Source organism: Desulfovibrio sp. MES5 (assembly GCF_002237645.1).
In the GTDB taxonomy this organism is placed as follows: Bacteria; Desulfobacterota; Desulfovibrionia; order Desulfovibrionales; family Desulfovibrionaceae; genus Desulfovibrio.
Genome location: NZ_MJUZ01000049.1, coordinates 19,456 through 43,018, shown reverse-complemented (window position 1 = coordinate 43,018; position 23,563 = coordinate 19,456). Strand labels below are relative to the sequence as shown.

At 58.3% G+C, this 23,563-nt stretch carries 20 protein-coding genes and 2 tRNA genes; 4 read left to right on the top strand and 18 right to left on the bottom strand.

From position 1 onward, the window contains the following. Positions 1-134 precede the first annotated feature (134 nt). The 17 genes from BCS36_RS12255 to BCS36_RS12175 form a co-directional block, all read right to left on the bottom strand. A tRNA-Val gene (locus tag BCS36_RS12255) sits at positions 135-210 on the bottom strand. A 367-nt stretch (positions 211-577) separates the two neighbouring features. Continuing rightward, positions 578-895 carry a c-type cytochrome gene (locus tag BCS36_RS12250; protein ID WP_291303158.1) on the bottom strand — a complete coding sequence of 106 codons (318 nt, stop codon included), beginning with the start codon at positions 893-895 and terminating at the stop codon, positions 578-580. A 212-nt stretch (positions 896-1,107) separates the two neighbouring features. Then, a complete protein-coding gene (gene rho, locus BCS36_RS12245; RefSeq protein WP_291303157.1) occupies positions 1,108-2,403 on the bottom strand; it encodes a transcription termination factor Rho in 1,296 nt (431 codons plus the stop codon). Between the two features lie 334 nt (positions 2,404-2,737). Continuing rightward, entirely contained in the window at positions 2,738-3,253 is a 516-nt protein-coding gene (locus tag BCS36_RS12240) for a CarD family transcriptional regulator (protein ID WP_291303156.1), read from the bottom strand. Between the two features lie 301 nt (positions 3,254-3,554). Further along, on the bottom strand, positions 3,555-4,205 hold the full coding sequence (gene pth, locus BCS36_RS12235) for an aminoacyl-tRNA hydrolase (protein ID WP_291303155.1): 651 nt from the start codon (positions 4,203-4,205) through the stop codon (positions 3,555-3,557). Continuing rightward, positions 4,195-5,094, bottom strand: a complete 900-nt coding sequence (locus tag BCS36_RS12230) for an alpha/beta fold hydrolase (protein ID WP_291303154.1) — start codon at positions 5,092-5,094, stop codon at positions 4,195-4,197. The genes pth and BCS36_RS12230 overlap by 11 nt, the downstream gene beginning before the upstream one ends. Before the next feature lie 718 nt (positions 5,095-5,812). Beyond that, a complete protein-coding gene (locus BCS36_RS12225; protein WP_291303153.1) occupies positions 5,813-6,409 on the bottom strand; it encodes a 50S ribosomal protein L25/general stress protein Ctc in 597 nt (198 codons plus the stop codon). A gap of 124 nt (positions 6,410-6,533) precedes the next feature. Beyond that, positions 6,534-7,481, bottom strand: coding sequence for a ribose-phosphate pyrophosphokinase (locus tag BCS36_RS12220; protein WP_291303152.1), 948 nt, complete (start codon positions 7,479-7,481; stop codon positions 6,534-6,536). Between the two features lie 198 nt (positions 7,482-7,679). Further along, a tRNA-Gln gene (locus tag BCS36_RS12215) sits at positions 7,680-7,754 on the bottom strand. A 6-nt stretch (positions 7,755-7,760) separates the two neighbouring features. Beyond that, on the bottom strand, positions 7,761-8,648 hold the full coding sequence (ispE, locus tag BCS36_RS12210) for a 4-(cytidine 5'-diphospho)-2-C-methyl-D-erythritol kinase (protein ID WP_291303151.1): 888 nt from the start codon (positions 8,646-8,648) through the stop codon (positions 7,761-7,763). Between the two features lie 30 nt (positions 8,649-8,678). Next, the gene (hslV, locus tag BCS36_RS12205; protein WP_179979451.1) at positions 8,679-9,212 is read right to left on the bottom strand and encodes an ATP-dependent protease subunit HslV; all 534 of its coding nucleotides are present in this window, start codon (positions 9,210-9,212) and stop codon (positions 8,679-8,681) included. Continuing rightward, positions 9,212-10,621 (bottom strand): M48 family metallopeptidase, encoded by a 1,410-nt coding sequence (locus tag BCS36_RS12200; protein WP_291303150.1) that lies wholly within the window; start codon positions 10,619-10,621, stop codon positions 9,212-9,214. Before BCS36_RS12200 ends, hslV begins: the two co-directional genes overlap by 1 nt. 27 nt (positions 10,622-10,648) lie before the next feature. Next, positions 10,649-12,100: a cysteine--tRNA ligase gene (cysS, locus tag BCS36_RS12195; RefSeq protein WP_291303149.1), complete on the bottom strand. Its 1,452-nt coding sequence runs from the start codon at positions 12,098-12,100 to the stop codon at positions 10,649-10,651. Positions 12,101-12,110: 10 nt separating this feature from the next. Beyond that, the gene (gene rpiB / locus BCS36_RS12190) at positions 12,111-12,545 is read right to left on the bottom strand and encodes a ribose 5-phosphate isomerase B (protein WP_291303148.1); all 435 of its coding nucleotides are present in this window, start codon (positions 12,543-12,545) and stop codon (positions 12,111-12,113) included. A gap of 309 nt (positions 12,546-12,854) precedes the next feature. After that, positions 12,855-13,649, bottom strand: coding sequence for a hypothetical protein (locus BCS36_RS12185; protein WP_291303147.1), 795 nt, complete (start codon positions 13,647-13,649; stop codon positions 12,855-12,857). Further along, entirely contained in the window at positions 13,646-15,397 is a 1,752-nt protein-coding gene (locus BCS36_RS12180; RefSeq protein WP_291303146.1) for a tetratricopeptide repeat protein, read from the bottom strand. The genes BCS36_RS12185 and BCS36_RS12180 overlap by 4 nt, the downstream gene beginning before the upstream one ends. 21 nt (positions 15,398-15,418) lie before the next feature. Then, the gene (locus BCS36_RS12175; protein ID WP_291303233.1) at positions 15,419-16,750 is read right to left on the bottom strand and encodes an RNA polymerase factor sigma-32; all 1,332 of its coding nucleotides are present in this window, start codon (positions 16,748-16,750) and stop codon (positions 15,419-15,421) included. Positions 16,751-17,103: 353 nt separating this feature from the next. Between BCS36_RS12175 and BCS36_RS12170 the strand changes: the two genes are divergently transcribed. The 4 genes from BCS36_RS12170 (at position 17,104) to BCS36_RS12155 (ending at position 21,647) form a co-directional block, all read left to right on the top strand. Next, positions 17,104-19,512, top strand: coding sequence for a homocysteine S-methyltransferase family protein (locus BCS36_RS12170; RefSeq protein WP_291303145.1), 2,409 nt, complete (start codon positions 17,104-17,106; stop codon positions 19,510-19,512). A 105-nt stretch (positions 19,513-19,617) separates the two neighbouring features. Beyond that, complete coding sequence (locus BCS36_RS12165; RefSeq protein WP_291303144.1) at positions 19,618-20,109, top strand: TlpA disulfide reductase family protein; 492 nt, start codon at positions 19,618-19,620, stop codon at positions 20,107-20,109. A 225-nt stretch (positions 20,110-20,334) separates the two neighbouring features. Next, positions 20,335-20,886: a hypoxanthine phosphoribosyltransferase gene (gene hpt, locus BCS36_RS12160; RefSeq protein ID WP_291303143.1), complete on the top strand. Its 552-nt coding sequence runs from the start codon at positions 20,335-20,337 to the stop codon at positions 20,884-20,886. A 47-nt stretch (positions 20,887-20,933) separates the two neighbouring features. Then, positions 20,934-21,647 (top strand): DUF3426 domain-containing protein, encoded by a 714-nt coding sequence (locus BCS36_RS12155; protein WP_291303142.1) that lies wholly within the window; start codon positions 20,934-20,936, stop codon positions 21,645-21,647. A gap of 547 nt (positions 21,648-22,194) precedes the next feature. On the opposite strand, the gene BCS36_RS12150 is transcribed toward BCS36_RS12155, so the two are convergent. Further along, positions 22,195-23,562, bottom strand: coding sequence for an MFS transporter (locus tag BCS36_RS12150; RefSeq protein WP_291303141.1), 1,368 nt, complete (start codon positions 23,560-23,562; stop codon positions 22,195-22,197). Position 23,563 lies beyond the last annotated feature (1 nt).

The following is a 23,563-nucleotide window of genomic DNA, read 5'->3' as shown; positions in this document are numbered from 1 at the left end:
AAGCACTATCAGCACGTACGCGACTCTCAAAAAAGGGCTGCCGTTGAAGCCCTCCCATCTCCGCAAAAACCTGTACAAAAAGACCTGTACAAAAACTGAGGGGTCACGGCATTAACCGTAACCCCTTGTATCATTGGTGGGCAGTACAGGACTTGAACCTGTGGCCCCCGCCTTGTAAGGGCGGTGCTCAACCAACTGAGCTAACTGCCCGAAATTCTCAACCAAGAAAAGCCTTATAGGCTATTTTTATACTGTTGTCACCACCAAATTGCGCGTCACTTTTGCTGGAAAACTGGCCGGTTGTCGTGCTTTGGCGAAAACGTGGCTCCGCATGCGCTGGCTGTGCAGTAACTTCAAGATGAACCCGTTCCAATACCCCATACTGGGTGTGGGTCTGCCACTGCACTGCTCGAATCTGGCGGAGGTACACGGCCACGAAAGCCACAAATATGGGAGGTTGATTGCGCCCGGCAGAATCTCCAAAGCTCTGGACGGCCACTGGCGGCGCTTATCACGAGGCCTTGTACAGTAGAATCCCGGGCCCCCGGGGCCATCCCCAGGGGCACTGTGTGGTCATTTATGGCTTGAGCTGATTGATGTAAACGGCGATGTCGTTTATCTGCTCCGCGTTCAACGTCTTCAGGTTCTCTTGCATTTTCAGCAGCGGGCCTGAGGCCGAGCCCATATTCTTGACTTTATTCATACCAGCGGTCAGCGCTTCCACAGGTTTGCCCATCAGCTTGGCAGGGGTGGGGGTGTGACATGACTCGCACAGGCTGGCGTACAGTTCCGCGCCTTTTTTCTGCGCGGCGTCCTGGGCCACAACCGTTTGCACGCCAGCCACAAGCAGGATAGCGGCCAGCATGAGAATTCCGTGTCGCAAATATCTGGTCATGGTTTTCTCCTTGTTTATATGTGCTCGCCCAGGTGGGCGAAACAGGGGCAGAAGCCGTCTGTGGCTCCATGCTAGCACAGAGAAGAAAGACATACAGCAGATTTATGCGGGAACCAAAACTCGATCAGCCAGCGCAATAAAGAAAAAGGCCCCGGCATTTGCCAGGGCCTGCAATCGGCGCGTGTGCGGTATTGTCTGATGAGCGCGGTGGCTTATTTGCCCATGGCGTTCATGAAATCCTTGTTGGATTTGGTGCCGCGCATCTTGTCCAGCAAGAACTCCATGCTGTCGATGGACGACATGGGAGCCAGAATCTTGCGCAATATCCAGACGCGGTTGAGTACATCTTCGGGCAGGAGGAGGTCTTCCTTGCGTGTGCCGGTGCGGTTGATGTCGATGGCGGGGAACACGCGCTTTTCCGAAAGGTGACGGTCCAGATAAATTTCCATATTGCCGGTGCCCTTGAACTCTTCAAAGATCACTTCGTCCATGCGGGAACCGGTGTCGATGAGGGCCGTCGCAATGATGGTCAGGCTGCCGCCTTCTTCAATATTGCGGGCTGCGCCAAAGAAGCGCTTGGGGCGCTGCAGGGCGTTGGCGTCCAGACCGCCGGAAAGCACGCGACCGGAAGAAGGGGTCACGGCGTTGTACGCGCGGCCCAGGCGGGTGATGGAGTCCAGCAGAATGACCACATCCCGCTTGCGCTCGACAAGACGCTTTGCTTTTTCAAGCACCATTTCACAGACCTGCACATGGCGCTGCGGCGGCTCGTCAAAGGTGGAGCTGATGACCTCGGCCATTTTGACCGTGCGCTCCATATCGGTAACTTCTTCGGGCCGTTCGTCAATGAGCAGCACGATAAGGTATACTTCGGGATTATTGGCGTTGATGGCGTTGGCCAGCGATTGCAGCAGAATGGTCTTGCCTGTGCGCGGCGGAGCCACGATGAGGCCGCGTTGCCCGCGCCCGATGGGGGCCATGATGTCGATAACGCGGTTGGAGAGATTTTTTTCGCCATTTTCCATGACGAGTTGATGGTCAGGATAAATGGGAGTGAGGTTGTCGAAGAGGACGAGATTTTTAGCGTGTTCCGGGGGTTCAAAACCTATTTCTGTCACCTTGAGCAGCGCGAAATACCGTTCACCCTCCTTGGGGGGGCGTATCTGCCCAGAAACGATATCGCCCTTGCGCAGAGAAAACCGACGAATCTGCGAGGGGGACACATAAATATCGTCAGGTCCCGGCATGTAACTGCACAGAGGGGAGCGCAGAAAGCCAAATCCGTCGGGCAGAATTTCCAGCACGCCATCGCCGTAAATGGCTCCGTTCTGGGAGGCACAGGTGGAAAGCAGAGCGAAAATAAGCTCTTGTTTTCGCATGGAACTGGCATTTTCAATTTCATACTGCTCGGCCAGATCCATGAGTTCCTGCATGCTGCGGGTCTTCAGATCCGTGAGACTCAAGGCGCTGTCTGTCAACAGTGTGGGAGTAGCTTTCTTTTTACGCATAACTGTCCGATCTTTTGAAGAAGACAAACCAAAACTATACAGTATCAATGAACACTGTATTGCAGATGAGCGGATGTAAGGAGACAAAATAGGTGTGCGAAATTGCGATTAGCTTATCTTTTGCAATATGGCAAGAGAAAAATGACGTTCACACCATAAAAAAACACGTCATCTGGCAGTTTGAGCCATGGTCGGGGCTGTCTGACCAATGCCCCAAGGCAAAGCCCATACTATGTATGCGGGAGTTGCAAAAGACATCCAGTAGTTATTTAAGGCTGTTGCAGGTATTTTGCTTCTGTCGGGCTATAAAGGGCAATCACGCGCCAGTAAAAAACTATTCTTTGGCGTCTTCCGGCTGCGGCGGTGGTGCGTATAGTTTGAGCAATTCGTCCCGCAGGCTGTCTTCCTCAACTTGCAGCACTTCAGCCAGTTCGCCGGTCACAAGGCCCATGGCCTGTTCCTGCAGGCGGCGTTCGCCAAAAGAAAGATCCTTGGTGCGGCTGATCAGCAGCAGTTCGCGCAGAACTTCTGTAACCACTGCAAGATCGGGGCTCTTGAGGCGCTCGGAATATTCACGAAAGCGCCGGTTCCAGTTCTGGCCGGTATGTACGATTTTTCCGGTGCTGTTGCGCAGGCCTTCAAGAATGCGCCCGGCTTCTTCATGTGGGGTGAGGGTACGCAGCCCGACGTGGGCCGCATTGTTGACGGGAACCATCAGCGTGACATTGTTGGCCTGAATGCGGACAATATAGAAATCGCATGCGATACCGCCAATGGTCTGGCTGTCAATGCGTTCTATCTTACCCACCCCCTGGGCCGGATATACCACAAGATCGTTCGGCGTGAACATGATGTCACCACACGCCCCAAAGGAGCGCCACTGTACGAGACCTGGAGCGAAATTAGCTGGAAGTCACGAAATTTTTTTGAATAATAGATGAGTGGGAAACTTACTCTTCAAACATAGTAGTCTAAATGTGTTGAAGAGTCCAGCCGAAAAAGCAAAAATGCATGGTTCCCCGAAAGTGACAATGCGCTTTTTCGCCTACTCTCTCACTCGTTTCAGCCGCTCCGGCATGCGCCATATCCTGAACCGCCCCCGGTTCATCTCTGGTCATGCCCGCCTGTTTTGCAAGCGCAAAACAAAATTGTCATTCGATCCGGTCTGAAACCTGCGCGGTTTCAGGGTCAGGTTTTTTGCGCGGTTGGGCCGTTTTTCGGGCAACGCGCAGCGCGCCGTCCAGGCCTTTGTCGGCAAAGGCAAACAGGGTATCCAGGGCAGCGGGCATGGTTTGCAGCATGCGTTCGGCATCGTCGCCCTGGGCGCGGCCCAGCACCCAGTTGGTCACGTCACCCTTGTGCGGAGGACGGCCAATGCCCAGGCGCAAGCGGTAAAAGTCCGGCGTGCCCAGAAGTTCGGTAATGGATTTCAGCCCGTTGTGTCCGGCGTTGCCCCCGCCAAGCTTGAAGCGCATCTCTCCAGCCGGAATATCCAGTTCATCGTGCGCCACCACAAGATCAGAGGGACGCAGTTTGTGCCAGGCCAGAAGGGGCTGCACGCTTTGTCCACTGAGATTCATGAAGGTTTGCGGCTTGGCGGCCAGCCAGACGCCGTCCAGTTCTTTGAGGCGTATACGCCACAGCTCGCAGGAGAACTTGCCGCCATTGAGCGATTCTGCAGCGCCATGGCGCTGTGCAAAATCCACAAGCGCGTCAACAACAGCAAAGCCATAATTGTGCCTGGTGCCCTCATACTTCGAGCCGGGATTGCCAAGGCCCACCAGAACGCCATTATAGTCCATAGTGTGCGCCTCCTCGCGCCTGTGTGGCTTCCATCTGCAAGGGCAAGCCCTGCCCCGCGCAAACGGCTGCCGCATGACGCGCGATAAACCGGCAGAGCGGGGGGTTCATGGCAGCCAGATGCCCGCCGCCGGGCAGCCAGAGAAGTTTTTTGACTGGCGCGCGCAGCGTTTCAAAAGTGGCCTTGGTGTTGGCCGGTGTAAACAGGGCGTCATTGACAGCGCTGAAAAAATAGAGCGGGCAGTGCATTTCTTCTGACACGTTGGCTGAAAACAGGCTGGCCAGAAAAGCCAGAGGGTAGGTCAGCCGGGAGTGTTTTCTGTCATAGACTATGCGCCGCGCACCGGAAGTAATGCGCCGTATGGACAGATAGGCCGGCAGGGGCAGGGCAAGACGCGGCAGCCTGCGCGCGAGCGCGTTGATGTTTGCTGTGATCTCGCGTCGTCTGTTTTTCCAGCGCCTGAAACGTGTGAGGTCCACCGCATCGTCGCTTTGGGGCAGCGTGCCCGTAATGGGAAAGGCCGCCGTAAGGCCCTGCGACGCGGCAGCGTGAGCCAGGGTCAAAATGCCCCCCTGGCTGTGCCCGCTTACGGCGATGGCGTTGAACCCCTCTTGCCGCAGCCATTGCTCCGCAGCAAGGCCGTCCCGCAACAGATCCGCAAAGGTAAAGCCCGTCCAGTGGCTATTGCGGCCATGCCCAGTGAGGTGCAGAGCAGCCACGGCAAAGCCCGCTTCGTACAGTGCAGCAAGAAGGGGCCGGTACTGCCGAGGGCAGAGCATGGTTCCCGGATAAAACAGCATGACCCCGGCATTCCGCTTGGGCCAGAATTCCAGGCTTGCCTTGCTGCCCAGGGAGCGCAAGGAATGGTAGGTCACGGTTGGCTGCGACATGTCCGGTCGGGTTGCGTTGAGAGGTTTTCGGGTTGGCGTTTCAGCCATGCCCGGTCCGGCGTTTGCCATTTCAGTGACAGCGCGTGCGCCGCAAGGCAGTTGCATGCGGACAGGAAAATCTGCAATGGGCCACAGTTCTGGAGCAGATCCACGTTGGGAATATATGTTCTCAACGGCTGAAGACGTCGTTTCTGAGCCTGAACCAGATTACCACTGAAGTGCTTCACATTTCAATTTGTCATTCTACCGAAAAAATCGATTTGCGGCAGCCGTTAGCGGGGCTTTGCCGTTTGCGGATAGCGACAGCCATCAGCAGGCTGCCCGTTCAATTAGCCAGTTGTTGTCTTTGCGGCAGCCGTTGCCCGCAGGGCTTGCCTGAATCGTAGACGGAACCGCCTTACGGGGCAGGACAGCATCGCTACGGGTGGCGACAGCGATTGCATGGGACAAACCGTGTCGTTACGCATGCTGTCTTTATCCGTAGCTTCCTGCGTCGCAACGCTTAAAGCATCCGCAGCTTCCTTCGTCACAATGGCTAAAGCCCGGCAGAATCCACGCCACGTAGCGGCGCGCTGCACTCTTGCGCGGCACTTGAGCATTTGCCCTTTTTCAAAGGCGCAAAGCTCGAAAAAGGAGGCCGGTTCCCTGCGGAACCGGCCATATATAAGGCGGAATGGCCGTAACCGGGCTCGCCCGGTCATGCAGGCCGCGAACAGTCTTAGGCGTCTTCGCCTTCGGCCGCGTCATCCTTGCTCTTGGAGATAACGCTGACCAGAGCGTAGTTCTGGTCAAACACGGCGCGCACGTTTTCGGGCAGCTTGAGATCAGACACGGTGATGGTGTCGTTGATGCCCATGTCGGTCACGTCAACGGTGATCTTCTGGGGCATGGTCAGCGGCTTGCTGCACAGGCGCACCATTTCGCGGTAGGTTTCAAGGCGGCCGCCAAGCTTCACGCCGCGCGAGGTGCCCACGAATTCCACAGGCACGTCAACGGTGACTTCCTTGTCCAGATCAACGCCGTAGAAGTCGATGTGGGTGAAGGCGCGCTTGTAGGGGTGGAACTGCACCTGCCAGATAAGCACGGGATGCAGGGTCTTTTTGCCGTTGTCTTCAATTTCAAGATTGAACACAGTGGTGTGGCCCATTTCACCGTAGATCTTTTCAAGGGGCAGCACGGGGGCCTGCACGGAAATGTTTTCACCGCTGGCGGTGTAGAACACGCCGGGAATCAGTTTCTCGGCACGCAGGCGACCGCTGGGGCCCTTGCCGCAACCTTCGCGCTTCTGCACGCTCAAAGTCTTTTCAATATTCATGGTCCACTCCTTGGCTTACCGCCGCCTGATACGTGCGGAAAAGTTCTTTACTGTAAACTTGCCATTCCCTTGCGGGAGTTATGCCGTGCGGTCATGCGCGAAGGCTTTGAGCCGACGGTTTTTGCTAAACAAACAACACGCTGACCGACGAGCCGGTATGGATGTTGTGAATGGTTTTGCCCAAGATGGCGGCCACGGAAATGACCTCAAGCTTGGGGCAGCGTTCCAGCTTGTCGCCCAGCGGGATAGTGTCGGTAACAAAGACCTGCGAAAGCGCCTCGGTGGCATTGATGCGGTCAATGGCCGGGCCGGACAGCACGGGGTGCGTGGCGCAGGCCACAATTTTTCTAGCCCCGTTTTTCAGCAGAACTTCAGCTCCGGCGCACAGGGTGCCCGCAGTGTCTATCATGTCGTCAACCACAATGGCCAAGCGGTCTTCCACGTCGCCGATGACGTGCATGGCCTGGGCCTGATTGGGCTTGTCGCGTCTTTTGTCCACGATGGCCAGCGGGGCGTTGAGGCGTTTGGCATAGGCCCTGGCTCTTTCAACGCCGCCAGCATCAGGTGACACAATGACCATTTTTTCGTCGCCGAGCTTGCGCAGGGCGTCCAGCATGACGGGCACAGCAAAAAGATTGTCCACAGGGCAGTCAAAATAGCCCTGAATCTGGCCCGCATGCAAATCTATGGTAACCACGCGCTCCGCCCCGGACACGCTGATGAAGTCGGCCACCATCTTGGCGCTTATGGGCGCACGGGGGCTGACCTTGCGGTCCTGCCGGGCATAGCCGTAGTAGGGAATAACGGCTGTGATGCGCCCGGCGCTGGCCCTCTTGAGGGCGTCCAGCATAAGGCAGAGCTGCACCAGGTTACGATTGACGTTTGGCGGACACGTGGGCTGCACCACAAAAACATCGTCGCCACGGACATTGTCACCGATTTCAATACGCAATTCCCCGTCGCTGAACGTCGTCGACAGCGTCGGGGTGAGCTGACAGCCCAAATGGTCGCAGATTGCCTTGGCCAATTCCGGATTGGAAGAACCGGTGACGATCTTCAGATCGCTGAACATGAACCGCCCTGCCTTGTGCGCGTCAAAGAGCAATTTGGGTTATAAACCTTTGCCCGCCGCCCGCCCAGCTGTGCTGACAATCAGACAGCCGCCGTCGCGGCGCCGGATGCGGACATTGGCCCGCACGGCAATGGAAGCGCCCGGATACTTTCCGGCAACCTCCGCCCGGCAATCAGGGCGCGGCCCGGCAGTATGCTGTGGCTGGGATGGAAGGGTTCGAACCTTCGAATGACGGAGCCAAAACCCGTTGCCTTACCACTTGGCTACATCCCAGTGCTGTTACAGCACATGCGCGTAGACGCGCCTGTTCTCTCCCTGAAGCGTGGCCGTGGCCGCCTGTGTTTCCACAATCGCCTCACGCCCAAAAAGCCCCAGTATGCTGGAACCGCTGCCGCTCATTGATGCCGCTGTGGCGCCGCAGCGCAGCAGGGTTGCCTTGATGTCGGCAAGTTCGGGGTGACGTGCAAAGACAACAGTTTCGAGATCGTTGTCCAGGTCAGCATCAAACCGCCCTTGGGAGAGAAAAGTTCCATTAGCCTTGCTTTGGTCTCTTGTCAAGTTGTTTTGGCTTTCGCTGCCGCCCGTGGAAGCCATATGGGCATCGTAATCAGCAAAGGCGCGCTGCGTACTTACGTGGATGTCGGGGCATACCAGCACAAGGCGCATGCCGGATAAATCGGGCCGGACCGGCTCGACGATTTCGCCTATGCCGCGAACACGACAGGGGCCTTCATGCAGAAAAAAGGGCACGTCGGCTCCCACGGTCAGCGCCACCGCCGCAAGCGCCTGCGCGTCCAGCGGAGCGGTAGCCCTGCTGTTGAGCCAGCGCAAAAGGGCTGCCGCGTCACTGCTGCCGCCGCCAAGTCCTGCCCCGGAAGGAATGCCTTTGCGCAGCTGTACTTCAATGCCGGGGGTGGGGCAGGCCGCAGCCGAGGCAAAAGCCGCGTAGGCTCTGGTAAGGGTATTGTCGTTTTCATCCAGCGTGGCGTGGGCGGGCCCCTCGCAACGCACCACAATGCCGGGAGTTTCCGTAATGCGCAGTTTCAGCTGATCGCAGGGGCGCGCCAGAGGATAGAAGAGCGAATCTATTTCGTGATAGCCGTCCGGGCGCACGCCGGTGATGCGCAGCCCAAGATTTACCTTGCAGCCAGCAATGACAACACTCATGGTTTATCCTTGGTTTGCAGCCGGTCGGGCCTACAGGGTTTCAAGCGTCACGTGGTCGTTGGTGTACACGCAGATCTCGGCGGCAATGCGCATGGATTCGCGCGCTATGGTTTCAGCGTCAAGGTCGCTGTGGCGCGACAGCGCCCGCGCCGCAGCAAGGGCGTAGGGGCCGCCGCTGCCGATGGCGGCCACGTTGTCGTCCGGCTCAATAACGTCGCCCGTGCCTGTAAGCACGAGTATGTGCTCGGTGTCGGCCAGAAGCAGCATGGCCTCAAGCTTGCGCAGGTATTTGTCCTTGCGCCAGTCTTTCGTCATTTCCACGGCGGCGCGCACCATATTGCCGCGCACTTCCTTGAGCTTGGCCTCAAAAAGTTCAAACAGGGTAAAGGCGTCAGCCGTGGCCCCGGCGAAGCCCGCCAGAATTTTGCCGTCATGCAGGCGGCGCACTTTTTGCGCGGCGTGCTTCATGATCATGTTCTGTCCCATGGTCACCTGGCCGTCGCCGGCCAGGGCCACAAGACCGTTCTTGCGAACGGCGAGAATAGTAGTGGCATGCGTTTCCATCAATTTTTATCCCAGATTTCCTTGCGTTCTTTATAGGCTGTTTCAAGGCGCTTGAAGGCGGTTTTGTCCGTGGTGCGGGCCGACATGCTCTTGGCCTCGTTGAAATAACGCTCGGCAAGTTTTTTGTTGTTGGAATAGATGGCGCTGTAAGCCATGTGAATATAGGCTTCGGGCGTATTGCCCGTCTTGCCCAGCGAGCGGGCGTAGGCTTCGTGCACCTCGGCATCCTCGGGCACATAGCGCAGCACCTGTTTGTAGTAGTTGGCCGCTTGCGCCTGCCTGCCTGTTTCGTCCAGCATGCGCGCATAGAAGAAGGCGGCCATGTAGTCCTTGGGATCAATACGCATGGCCTTGGTCAACAGGCCGTCAGCCCGGCCCATGTCACCCTTGCGGTAGTGGAAGGCCCCTGCCTCGCGCAGCACCAGAGGATCGTCCGGGGCGGCCTTGAGGGCCTGGTCAAAGGCCGTGCTGGCTTCGTTTATGCGGTTTTGTCTGGCCAGCACAATGCCCCGGCCCATGCTTGAAAGGCCGTCGCTGCCTGAAAAGCGTTGCAGGGCCGCCTGATCGTCGCCGTACCTGGCCCAAAGCAGGGTCTTCACGCGGGTGAAGCGCTTGTTGTCCTGACTGCGGTTCTGGACGGATTTGCCCATGGTCTGGATGCGGGCCTGGAGCCCGTTGATGCGGTCGCCGAGGGCGGGGTGGGTGGAGAGGTAGGTGGGCACGCTGATGCCGCTCATCCAGCTTTTCTGGCGCAGCACCTTGAAGCCCGCCACCATGCCTTCGGGCGGATAGCCAGCGGCAATGAGATATTGCAGGCCGATCTGGTCGGCCTCATTTTCATCCAGGCGGCTGTAGTTGAGCATGGCCGATTGCCCGGCGCCCAGGGCGCCCATTGCCAGGGCCCCGCCGCCTGCGCCGCCCGCCGCCACGCCCGCCACGGCCAGCAGCAGTGAACCGAGAGTGACGAACTGGGCCTTTTGCAGGCGCGAGGCCACATGGCGCTGGGTGACGTGGGCCAGTTCGTGGGCCAGCACGCCAGCCAGTTCCTCTTCCTTGTCCAGATTCATGATAAGCCCGGTGAACACGTATACGTAGCCACCGGGAACGGCAAAGGCGTTGAGAGAATTGTGCAGTATGGTGGTGGCCTTGAAGGTGAACGGCTGGGGCGGGATGGCCTTGACCAGCCGGGCCAGCATATAGTCCACATACTGTTTGACTTCAGGGTCTTCGATGACAGGCAGATTGGAGCGCACCATAACATCGAATTTTTCTCCCATCTCCTTTTCGTCTTTAATGGTCACACCGCCGAAAAAGAAGGCATGAGCGGGCGCGGGGCATATCTGCGGCAGCAGAAAGGCCAGCAGCACAATCAGGGCCGTCCATCGGCGGGGAGCACAATAATGCAGCATAGGTTCTCCTGAGTGCCCGCGCTGGGACTACTCGAGGTCCCAGTCCTGCCCTTCAGGGGTGTCGCGCACGCTTACGCCGAGCTCAAGCAAAGACTGGCGCAGAGCGTCGGAGGTGGCAAAATCCTTGTTGGCGCGGGCAGCCTGCCGTTCTTGCAGCAGGGCTTCCACACGGGGCATGTCAATGGTTTTGCGGCTGGCGCGCATGCCCCGCAAGGCGGTCAAAAACGCATCCGGTTGCTGGCCAAAAAGACCCAACCGCGCGTTCCACTGTCCCGCACGGGCGAGAAACTCCCGCAGGATGTCCCGGCCAGCTTCGCTGGCGCGCATGTTTTTGTCTTCAAGCAGGCGGTTCACAATACGCACCTGGGTGAAGATGTGGCCCAGAGCCTGCGCGGTATTAAGGTCATCATCCATGGCCTCGTCCAGCGCTTTGGGCTGCGCGGTCCATTCGTCGGCCGTCTCCTGGGGTAGGGGGATTTTTTTCCACTTTTCGCGCTGGAGGGCTTTTTCCGCTTCGCGCAGGGCGGTGTACACCCGGTGCTGGGCTTTTTCGGCCTCATCCATGCTGTCGGCTGTAAAGTCGATGGGGCTGCGGTAGTGTTTACCCAGCAAGAAGAAGCGCAGGGTTTCCGGCAAATAGCTTTCAAGAATGTCGCGGATGGTCTTGAAGTTGCCAAGCGACTTGGACATCTTTTCCGCGTTGACCTGCACAAAGCCGTTATGCACCCAGTAGCGGGCCAGATGGCAATGGCAGACGGCTTCGGTCTGGGCGATTTCGTTTTCGTGGTGCGGGAACACAAGGTCCTGCCCGCCGCCGTGAATATCCAGGGGCAGATAGGATTCGCTCATGGCCGAGCATTCGATGTGCCAGCCGGGTCTGCCCTGGCCCCAGGGGCTTTCCCACGAGGGTTCGCCGGGCTTGGCGGCCTTCCACAGGGCAAAATCCAGTGGATCTTCCTTTTCTTCGCCGGGGGCCACGCGCGCGCCGGAAAGCAGTTCGTCCAGGCTGCGGCCAGAGAGTTTGCCGTAAGGCGCATACGAGCGCACCTTGAAGTACACGTCGCCCGAAGGGGTGGCGTAGGCTTTGCCGGCGGCGATCAGCTTTGCGCAGAGATCCTGAATTTCCTTAATATATTCTGTGGCGCGCGGCTCAACATCCGCACGAAGCACGCCCAGCCTGTCCATGTCTTCATGAAAGGCGTCGATATAGGTCTGGGCCACCTCACGCCAGTCGCGGTTTTCCTTGTTGGCGCGGTTGATGATTTTGTCGTCCACGTCCGTAAAGTTGCGCACAAAGGTTACGTCCAGCCCCAGATGGCGCAGCTGGCGCACGAGCACGTCGAACACGAGGGCCGAACGGGCGTGGCCTATGTGGCAGTAGTCATATGCAGTGATACCGCAGACATACATGTTCACCTTGCCGGGATGCACCGGCACGAATGTTTCCTTCTGGCGGCCAAGGGTATTGTAGAGCTGCATGATCTTCCTTTTATGCTGGGAGGTTGAGCATATCCAGGCGGCGCTGGTGGCGGCCGCCTTCAAAGGTGTTTTCCATAAAAGCGTCCACAATGGCCTTGGCCAGTTCAACGCCGGTTATGCGCGCTCCGAGACAGAGCACGTTGGCGTTGTTGTGCTGACGAGCCATGCGCGCGTGCAGTTCTGTGGTGCAGAGGGCGGCGCGGATGTCGGAATGCCGGTTGGCGGCAATGGAAACGCCCAGGCCCGTGCCGCAGATGAGAATGCCCGGCTCGCCGGAAGCTTCCACGGCGGCGCAAAGCTTGTGCGCCAACACGGGGTAGTCGCAGCTGTCAGAGGAGTCCGTACCGTGATTGATAACAGTGAAACCCTTTTTACCCAAATGCTCGGCCAGGGTGGTTTTAAGGTCAACGCCGGTGTGGTCCGAAGCGATATGGATGGATTGCATAACAACTCCTTCAAGGGTGAGGGCAGGCTGACCGGTTGTACCGGTCAGCCTGCCAGAACTTCTTCGCATCAGGAATGCGCGTTTTTCGTAAGCAGTGGAACCTGTGGGCCTGTCCGCGCTGGCGGGTTTGGCCTCGCGCTGGACCCGTCCGGCCTTGCCCTCGCGCTGCCGCTCGCCGTCCGCTTGCGGGCCGGGGCAGACAGGGGGCAGTTGGTCAGAGAAGCGACCGTAGCCAGCAAAGAGGGTTGGCCGCCAACCCGAAAAAGCGTTGGGACGGCCTGAACCCGTGAGACCGAACCTCGACGCGGCCTAGCGCTGCTGGTATTTGGACAGCGGCAGCAAAGGAACGCCCTCTGGTATGGATAAGGTCATCTGCTCGTCTGTAAAGGGCGCAGCGGGCTTTTCCCTTTCCTTGACAAGCACGATGGCGCGCTTGCCGTTGTCATGCGAGAGGTTAAGGCGCTGGGGCAGGGGGGATGCCGCATCGTCAAAGGCCACTTCCATCTTCCAGCCCTTGCCGCTGTCGCTTTTTTCAACCCAGGCCACTGGCAGGCCTGCGGCATCGAGCGTCAGCACGCCGCCGAGGTTGCCCTCAAGCGTGTACTGGGCAAGGTCGCCGGACACAAATGTGCCGGAGGCGAATTTTTTGCCGAAAACCTGGCTGTAGCGTCCGTTGAGCAGGTCAGCCAGATGCTCCAGATTGAAGGGCACGGGCACGCCCACCTGGAGCAGGGGTTTGGAAGCGCCCTGGTAGAAATACGCCTTGTTGTCTGTGGGGCTGTAGACGAGGAAGTGCTGCCCGTCTTCAAGAATTTTGGCCACAGTCGCGCCGACGCCTGCCATAACGTCCAGGCGCAGCCTGCGCTGGCTGTTGCCCCAGAAAAGGGCGGTAACGCGGCGGGTATCGCCTTCAGTACCAAAGCGCAGGCTCATTTGCAGCCGATAGGGGGCCATGGCGACGTTCTGCCCTCTTGCCTCGAATTTCTGCCAGCGTTCTTCAAGCCTGGCCTGGGCCTCAGGCGTCATCTCCAGGGAGGGCTGCTTGGCGCAGGCGGTCAGCAGCGCAAGGCTGCATAGGCAGCAAAGAGCAAGAAATTTTTTCATAACTGTGAAAGCCTCTGCCGCAATGCATCCGCATTGGCGGGTTTGAGATCCAGCGCCTTCTGGTAGGCGGTGCGAGCCTCGTCTTTGAGCCCCATTTTAAGGGCGATGTCGCCATAGTGTTCCCAGATGGACGCGTCCACATGCTCGTCAAGTTTGACGGCACGGCGTATGGCCGTGAGGGCCTCTTCATTTCTGCCGAGCTTGTAAAGGGCCCAGGCCAGAGAATCCACAATGTAGGACTGGTTGGGTGAAAGCTCGTCGGCCTTGGTGAGCAGGCTCAGGGCTTTTTCAAGATCGCGGTTTTCTTCGGCCAGGGTATAGCCCACGTAGTTGAGGGCCTGATAATTTTCCGGATGCAGGGTGATTATGTGTTCCATCACCTTGAAGGCTTCCTTCTTGTCGCCGGACTCGTCCAGCAACGATCCCAGAAGAAAGGCCATCTCCGCATTGTCGGGCCATTTTTTGGCGGCCTTGCGCGCCACCTCAAGGGCCTGCGGCATCTGCTTCTGGCGTGCCAGCAGGCGGACTTCCAGTTCCCAGAACTGGGGCGCGTCCGCAAACTGTTTTTGGGCCTGCCGCGTCACGGTCAGGGCTTCCTGCTCCTTGCCCGCTTCGCCAAGCAGCTGTATCCGCAGCAGCGCCGCTCTGGGCGCGGCCTTGCTGGTCGGGGGGACTTTGTCCAGCCATGAAAGGGCCATGGGCAGGTCGCGGCGCTGTTCATAGTTCAGATCAGCCAGCAGCAGGTACACGTCAACAGGGGCGTCGTCCCTGGCGGCAATCTGCTTGAGCAGCGTTTCTCCCTGAAGGTAGTGGCGCGAGTCGATAAAAAGGCCCGCCACGGTAAGCTTGAAGGGGATGGTGTCCGGCCCCTGGCGCATGTACTTCAGGGCTTTTTCGGGCTGGTTCATGCGCAGTGAAAGACTGATGAGGCGCAGGAGCACGTCCTGGGGCGAAAAGTTGAGCTTGAGCAGTTTTTCGTACAGGGCGCGCGCAGGCTTGAATTCCGAGCGTTGTTCGTGGATGAAGGCCAGTTCGGCCATGGCTTCCACAAAGTCCGGCATTTCTTTGATGGCCTTCTGGAGAAATGGTATGGCGTCGGCCTGACGGCCCATGCCGATAAGGGCGCGGGCGTGGTAGTAGTCCACCAGCGGCGTGCGCTCCTTGGCGCTCACGCTGTTGAGCAGTGTTTCGGCTTCGGGATATTCCTTGCTTTTAACCAGCAGCAGGGCCAGCTCCAGGCGCGCGTCCAGAGACTCCGGATGCTTTTTCAGGTAGGCGCGCATGAGTTCCACGCCGCGCTCCGGCGTGCCCTGCTCCATAAGCGCTTCGGCATGAAGCAGGTTGAGCGACATGTCATCGGGCGCAACGGAAAGCCCTTGCTCCAGATAGGGGATGGCCCCTTCGGACTTGCGGCTTACCAGCCAGACGCCGCCTTCAAGCCAGATGTTGGGAGGCAGCTTTGCGGCGGCCATGAGGGGCGCGGCCTGCAAAAGGGCGGCCTCGTCCTCGGCGTTGAGCGCCTGGGAATAGAGCAGAAAAGCATAGGTGCTTCTGGCTTCATTCGAAAGGTGCTCTTCTGGCTGGCGCACTTCAACATTGCGCAGTGCGGTTGGGCAGGCGTCGCCTACGGTTGCGTTTTTTTCGCCGGCAGCCTTGGTGCCGGCACAGCCCCCACAGCCAAGAAGGGAAAAGGAGGTGACGGCGGCCAGTGTCAGGGCGCAAAAGAGCGCTATGTGCTTACGTTTCATTGCGGACTGTATCCGTGCTGCTTAGGATTGAATCCAGTGGTCGGAGAAGTCTTCGATATCATTCTTCATGTGCTGGCCGATTTTTTCTACCAGTCGCGCCTCAAGCTGGCGCACTCGCTCTCTTGTTATATTATACCGTTCGCCTATCTCGCGCAAGGTGATGGGCTCGTCAGTCAGCAGCCTGTTGTGCAGGATGTACAGTTCTTTTTCATTGAGCTTGGGTATGATGGTTTTGAGTTTTGACCGCACAAGCCCCGCGATTTCGTCAGAAGCCAGGCTGTCTTCAATGCCGGGGCCGAGAGCGGGCAGAAAGTCCATACGGGTGGCCCCGCCCGATTCTTCACCCACCTGGGCGTTCAGCGACATGTCGGTTGAGGCCAGCCGCTGATCCATCTCGTTGATCTGGTCTTCGGTCACGCCGAGGCGCTCCGACAGCATGGCCGCGTCAGGGTCAAAGCCCTGCATGATGAGCTTCTGGCGCTCGCGGTTCAGATTGTAGAACAGCTTGCGCTGCACCTGGGTGGTGCCGATTTTGACCATGCGCCAGTTGTCCATGATGAACTTGAGAATGTAGGCCTTGATCCAGAATGAGGCATAGTAGGAGAACTTGATGCCCTTGTCGGGGTCAAATTTGTTGACCGCGCGCATGAGGCCCACGTTGCCTTCCTGCACAAGATCCAGCACGTTCTGCATCCAGCGGCGCTGAAAATCCATGGCGATGCGCACCACCAGCCGCAAATGCGACGACACAAGGCGAAAGGCCGCGTCCGCGTCGTTATGGTCGCGTACGCGTAAGGCCAGTTCGTGTTCTTCCTCGGGCTTGAGCATGGGGAACTTGCTCATTTCCCGCAGGTACAGGTGCAGACTGTCGCGGGTGCCTACCGCAGGCAGTCGGGTAGACGCGGGCGCAGGCACGTCGCCCTCCCGGCCTTCTTCAAGGGGCAGGGGGTGCTCGTCCATGTCCACGTCCAGAGCGGTATCAAGGATATCGTCCTGATCGTCGTGGGACTCAAGCTCAAGCTCATCATCGTCGCGTTCGGCGGCGGGTTCCAGTTCGTCCACATCAAGAACCGGGCCGTCATGAAGGCTTTCGTCATCAGGCGCAATGGGAGCGAGCTTTTTTTTCTTGTTGTCTTGACGGGGCGAGGCGTCCGGGCTGGAAGCCGCTTTGGCCGAAGCCCTGGCGGCAGACCGGGCGCTGGAGCCGCTCCGGGCTGATCCATTGGCAGCCTTGGATTTTCTGGGCCCATCAAGAATTTCCACAACCCCAATCGGGGGCGTATTTTTTTCGCCTTTCACCGTCTTGGGGCCAGCCTTGGCCGTGCTGAAGGCTATCTTGCTATTTTTTTTCATTTTATCCATACTCAGTCATTGGCGCTGTAAAAAGGCGCTGCAATGTCTGTATGCTATAGTTTTGGTTTGTTCTTTTCAATATTATTCAGTACTGAAAGGCCAACCACGTCCCCGCTGCCGTGTGCAATCATGACAAAGAATCTGTCCGGCACGCCGTCTCAGGTCCTTCTGGGTGCTGTGCGGTTTCCGGAGGGTACGACAAGGCGCTTGCCTGTCCGGAGCGGCCTGGAGCCTTGGGGACGTTTTTACAGCATACAGGCATTATGTCCGGAAAGCAAAGACGGGCTTTGCACGGAAGAAGGGGCTGACGCCCCTCAAGTTTTTTACATATGACGGCCAAGGTGGCGGCATTCATGACATTCAGACAAGCGCTTTGCGCAAAACGTCCTCTTTTTCTGGACGGGGCCATGGGCACCATGCTCCAGGCTTCGGGTCTTCCCGCTGGCACAAGCCCCGAAGAGTTCTGTATGGAAAACCCCGATATCCTGCGGGGGATCCATGCTTCCTACCTCAAGGCCGGGGTCGACATTCTGACCTCCTGCACCTTTGGCGGGAACTCCTACAAACTTCCGAAAGGAATGGATGTTTTTGCTTTCAACAAGCGCATGGCCTCCGTTGCGCGGGCTGCCGCCGCAGACGTGCCCCGGCCCGGGGATCGCCCTGTTTTTGTTGCGGGCAATGTGGGCCCCACCGGCCACTTTATCAAGCCCCTCGGCCCTGTGGAGCCCCGTGAGCTTATTGAGGCCTTTGCCCAGCAGATCCGGGGGCTTGTGGCGGGCGGGGTGGACCTGATCTTTATTGAAACCCAGTTCGATCTGGCCGAGGCCAGGGCGGCGGTGGTCGCCGCACGGCAGGAATGCGACCTGCCGGTCATGGTTTCAATGACCTTTGAGCAGGGCGTCAGCCTTACAGGCTCCACGCCCACCATCTTTGCTGAGACCATGCAGAATATGGGCGTGGATGTGGTGGGGACCAACTGCAGCCTCGGGCCGGAACAGATGGAACCCGTGGTGGCGGAACTCTTGAGCGTCTGCGCCTGCCCCGTCATGGCTGAACCCAACGCCGGGCTGCCTGAACTGCACGGCACGCAAACGGTATTTCCCCTGGGGCCGGAAGGCTTTGCCCAAAAAACCTCCCCCTTTGCCCATATGGGCGCACAGGTGCTTGGCGGCTGCTGCGGCACCACGCCAGACCACCTGGCGGCGTTGACGCAGGCATTGCACAGCCTGGGCGAAATATGCGCGCCCAAGGTCGAGCGCAGGGGCATCAGCCTTACGAGCCGCTCGCAACTGGTGCGTATCGGCGCGGGGCAGCCGCTGGCGATCATTGGCGAGCGCATCAATCCCACCGGCAAAAAGCAGCTTACCCTGGAATTGCAGGAAGGCCGCTTTGACACGGCCATGCAGTTTGCCGACGCCCAGCTCGAGGCCGGGGCAACGGTGCTGGACGTCAACGTGGGCGCGCCCCTGGTGGATGAAACAACGTTGCTGCCGGAACTGGTGCAAAGGCTCGTGGGGCGGCTTACCGTGCCGCTTTCTGTGGACTCGTCCAATGCGCAGGCCATTGCCAATGCCCTTCCGTACTGCCCCGGTTCCTTCCTGGTGAACTCCATCAGCGGCGAGGCCGGACGTATGGAACTGCTGGGGCCGCTGTGTCGCGACTATGGCGCGCCCTTCATCCTGCTGCCCCTTGAAGGGGCGACCCTGCCCGAAAAAGCCGCCGACCGCATTCGCACGGTGGAAAGCCTGATCCGCCGCGCCGAACAGCTGGGCATACCGCGCCGCCTCATGATGGTGGACATTCTGGCCCTGGCGGTTTCATCCAGCCCGGACGGCGCGCGCCAGTGCCTTGAGATGACGCGCTGGTGCTCCAGCGAGGGACTGCCCACCACTTTGGGCCTTTCCAACCTTTCTTTCGGCCTGCCCGCGCGCGACCTGCTCAACGCCACATTTCTGGCCTACGCGGCCGGGGCGGGGCTTTCCTCCTGCATCGCTAACCCTTCGGCGCAGCGCCTGCGTGAGGCGGCTGACGCGCTCAAGGTTCTGGGCGAGCATGACCCGCACGCGGCATCCTTTATTTCAGGATATGCCGGTTGGAAACCGGGCGAGGGCAGCGTGCTGCAACGCCAGGGCGGCGGGGGGGCGGCCAAAAGCCTGGGGGAGGCCGTACTTAACGGCGACAGGGAAAATGTGCTGCCCCTGCTTGAAGCCGAACTGAAGAGCGGGGCGGAACCTTTCAGCCTTGTGCAGAACGTGCTTATCCCGGCCATCACCGAAGTCGGGGCGCGCTATGAGAGGCGCGAATATTTTTTGCCCCAGCTTATCCGCGCAGCGGAAACCATGCAGACGGCGTTCGCCCACCTGAAACCCATGCTCGAAGCCGGACGCGGGCCGGAAGAAAGGCCCGTCGTCGTCATGGCCACGGTTGAGGGCGACATTCATGATATTGGCAAAAATATTGTGTCCCTGTTGCTGGGCAACCACGGTTTTGATGTTGTCGACGCGGGCAAGGACGTGCCTGCTGAGGCCATCGTTGCTTGCGCCCTGGAGCATAAAGCGAGTATTATCGGGTTGTCGGCCTTGATGACCACCACGATGGTACGTATGGAAGACACCATACAGCTCGTGAAGGATAAAGGGCTGCCGATCAAGGTCATGGTGGGCGGCGCGGCCGTCACCCAGGCTTTTGCCGATTCCATCGGGGCGGACGCGTACTGCGCCGACGCGGTAGGGGCTGTGCGGGCTGCCAAAAATTTTATGTAGACTGACTTGATACGTGGGCGTAGTCATGCCGGGCGTCCACGGGCAGTCATGGCGGCATGTAACTGTTCACGTTATGTATGGGTTCAGAACTCATCAAGGTACCATATGAAAAAAATCATCCTTCCCCTTTTGCTTTGCCTGTTGTTGCCCTGCGCCGCCCTTGCGGCCTCATCAGCCGCGCCCGCCTCGACCTCCTCATCGGTGCCTTCCCTCAATCTTGCCGGATTGATGGACCTTCTGGCAAAGAACAAGGGCAAAGTCATCATGCTCAACTTTTTTGCCACATGGTGCCCGCCCTGCCAGGTGGAAGTGCCCGATCTTGTGGCCGTGAGCAAAAAATACGCGGGCAAGGATGTGCTCATCGTCAGTCTTTCAGTGGACGATGACTCCAAGGTCGTTGTTCCCTTCATGAAAAAAATGAATATGGATTATCCCGTGTACATGGCCGGGCGTGACATCACCAAGGCCTTTCAGGTCAGCAGCATTCCGCACAATGTTTTTTACGCCAAGGACGGCCAGAGGGTCATATCAGAACCCGGCATAGCCGATACCGAGATGATTGAAATGGTGTTCAAAAAGCTGCTTGAACAAAAATAGGCAGATACGGGAACGGTTTTCATGTCCAAAATTGTGAAGGGTCGCGCCTTCAGCGCTGCCCATTTGGGGGCCAGGGCGTAATGGCACTGTTAAAAGGAATGACAGAAGCGGATTGCGTCTGCTGTTCCGGCCGCGCGAAACAACGCGGATATTTTGCACTGGAGCCGGCAAACGCCACGGCCCCTGAAAACGGGGCCGCCCGCGCGGCCCGTGCCGGAGGATCAGATGTCGAAGGTTGGGCATGAGCTCAAAATCAAAGAATTGAAAACCGTGTACAGTGCGGAGCTGATTGCCCAAAGGGTAAAAGAGCTGGCAGCTGAAATTGACGCCCATTATGGCCAGGAACCACTGGTGGCCGTATGCGTTCTCAAGGGCGGCTTTGTTTTCTTCAGCGATCTGGTACGCGCTTTGCACAATAAGAATCTGGAGCTGGATTTTGTGCGCCTGTCCAGCTACGGCAAATCATCGGCCTCCTCCAAGCACGTCATTTTCAACAAGGATGTTGAGATTGACATTTGCGACAAGCATGTGCTGATAGTGGAAGACATAGTGGACAGCGGGTACAGCATGCGTTTTCTGCTCGGGCAGTTTGCCGCCCGCAAGGCCCGCAGCCTGCGCTTGGCTGCCCTGGTGGACAAGAATGAAAGGCGCGAAATTGACGTACACGTTGACTTTGCCGGCTTCAAGCTGACAGAGGGTTTCATTGTTGGTTATGGTCTTGATTATGCAGAACACTATCGTAATCTGCCCGGCATTTTTGAGATCATACCTGAATAAAATCCTGCTGGTTATGGCTGCCGGATACGGTTTTTGGGAGTAACGGCATGGAAGTAAGATGTCCCAATTGCTCAAGCCGCTTTAACCTGCCGGAGCAGTTTGCCAAGGCAGGTACGAAGCTGCGCTGCACGGTGTGCAAAACTGTTTTTGCTTTTGACCCGGCAGAACAGCTTGCAACTCAAGGCCCGTTGCCGGACATGCCGGTCAAGGGCCGGGGTCGGCTTGGAAAAATACTTGGAGCGCTGCTGCTGGTTCTTGTCTGCGCTGGCGGCGGCTATGGGTATTTCAAGTATTTTGCAGCCACCCCCGCGAGCCCGCCCACAGAGCAGGAGCTGGCCAAAAAGGTGGAATTGCTCACCATGCGCAATGTGCGCCAGTACTATGTGGACAATGAAAAAGTCGGCAAGGTCTTTGTCATTGAAGGCAAGGTCGTTAACGAATTTCCTGATCCCAAGGAACTGGTGACTGTTGAGGCAGCCATTTACGACAAAGATAAAAAAGCGCTGGCCACCAAGAAGCAGCTTGGCGGCGTGCAGCTTTCACTTTTTCAGTTGCAGGTATTGAGCGAAAAGGAAATGGAATCCTTCCTCAATAACAAGGTGGAGATTCTGACCAACAATACCAATGTGCCGCGTGGCGGCGAGGTTCCCTTTATGGTGCTGTTTTATGCGCCGCCCGAGGGCATCGCCGAGTTTGGCGTGCGGATTGTTGACGTCAAGGATGTGCCTGCCCAGGATAAGGACGCGGCGAAAGCCAAGTAGGCGTCTGACGAACCCGGCAGCCTGAAAGCTGCTGGCGGCTTGTGGACCGCATTCTTTGCGCGGCCCGGATGCATGCATCCGGGCCGCACTTTTTTATGGCAGCACAGCAGCCTGCGGGGCAAACGCGAACGGGGCGCTGTGGCAGGTACCGCCGCCACGCTTCAAGGTGCAGATACCCTTTGCCATGGTGCGATGTCTGCAAGACGCTGCCTCTGGAACTCCCGCCCTCGGATCGAAACGCACTTTGAACTGTACTCAAAAAGAATAAGAGTTTTAGGGGGTGGGGGCGTGGGGGAGGGATCCTTTTGCAAAAGGGTCCCTCCCCCGCAACGTATTTCAAAGTAACATTTTCTTGAGAAGATCGCCCGTTCAAAGCCTTTCACGCATGAACCCCGCATCCGGCCCTGTAGTAGTGGACAGGCCGGATGCGGGGATCGCATGGGATGGAAGCGGCAGTTACACCGGTTGGCTTGGTCTGACCGGTATCTGCAGGGCGGGGATGCGGCAACATCTCCCGCCCTTTTGGAGGAGAATCAGCAGGTACGCATTATTCCGGCACAACATTGGCAGCGACGACAACAGCGTCGTCAGTGGGCAGCGCGCGGGGCTCGGCCTTGGCTGACTTCAGGTTGCTGATCCAGACGGTCGCCAGAGAGCTGATGATGCCAGCCACAAGCAGGTAGCCGCAGAGATACCAGGGCTGCGAGTCGTTGGCCTGCACCAGCATGGTGGCGATCATCGGCGTCAGGCCCGAAGCGAAGATGCCCGAGAACTGGTACACGAATGAGATGCTTGAGTAGCGCACCGTGGGATCGAAGCTTTCGGAGAACAGGCTGGCCATGCTGGCGTACGCGGCGGCGTAGATGATGCCGAAGGGCACGATAATGGCCATGTAGACAAAGAAGAGGTTGGTGGTCGCATAGTTGTGCAATACCCAGAAGACGGGGTAGGCGGTCACGCCGAGCAGTATGGCGGCGGTTCCGAAAATACGGGCCTTGCCGATGCGGTCAGCCATGGACCCCCACATGGGAATAAAGCAGGCCATGACGCCAGATGCCACCACCACGGCCATCAGGGCCACGGTGCGGCTGACGCCGCAGGTCTGCGTAAGATAGGTTAGTGAAAACACGCCAAAGACGTTGAAGGCGATGCCTTCCACAAAGCGTGCGCCCACGCAGGCCGTAAGGGTTTTGGGATAGCGCTTGAAGGCTTCAAGCATGGGGTAGCGGATTTTTGCCACTTCCTTTTTGGCGGAGGAGAAGTCCTGGGTTTCCTGAACTGAGGTGCGGATATACGCGCCCACCAGCACCAGGACGGCGCTCAGAACAAAGGCTATGCGCCAGCCCCAGGAAATGAAGGCTTCTTCGGGCAGCAGGAAGGAGAGCAGGCCAATGACGCCTGAAGCCAGCATGAGGCCCAGTGAAAGGCCGATCTGGGGCAGGCTGCCGTAAAAGGCGCGCTTGTGCGCCGGTGCGGACTCATACGCCATAAGCACAGCGCCGCCCCATTCGCCGCCAAGGCCGATGCCCTGGGCAAGGCGGCAGATGACCAGCAGAATGGGCGCCCAGATGCCTATGCTGTCATAGGAGGGGATGCAGCCGATGAGCACAGTGGCCACGCCCATAATCTCAAGCGTGAGGATGAGCATTTTCTTGCGGCCTATCTTGTCGCCAAAATGGCCGAAAATGAAGCCGCCCAGCGGTCTGGCCACAAAGCCCACGGCAAAGGTGGCAAAAGCCAGAATGGTGCCCACGCCCGGCGAAAATGAGGGAAAATAGAGCTTGTTGAACACAAGTCCGGCCACGACGCCGTAGAGGAAGAAGTCGTACCATTCGATAACAGCGCCCATAAGGGAGGATATAACCACGCGGCGCAGGTTTTTTTGTGCTTGTACGTCGGTAGCGGCAACGCTCATT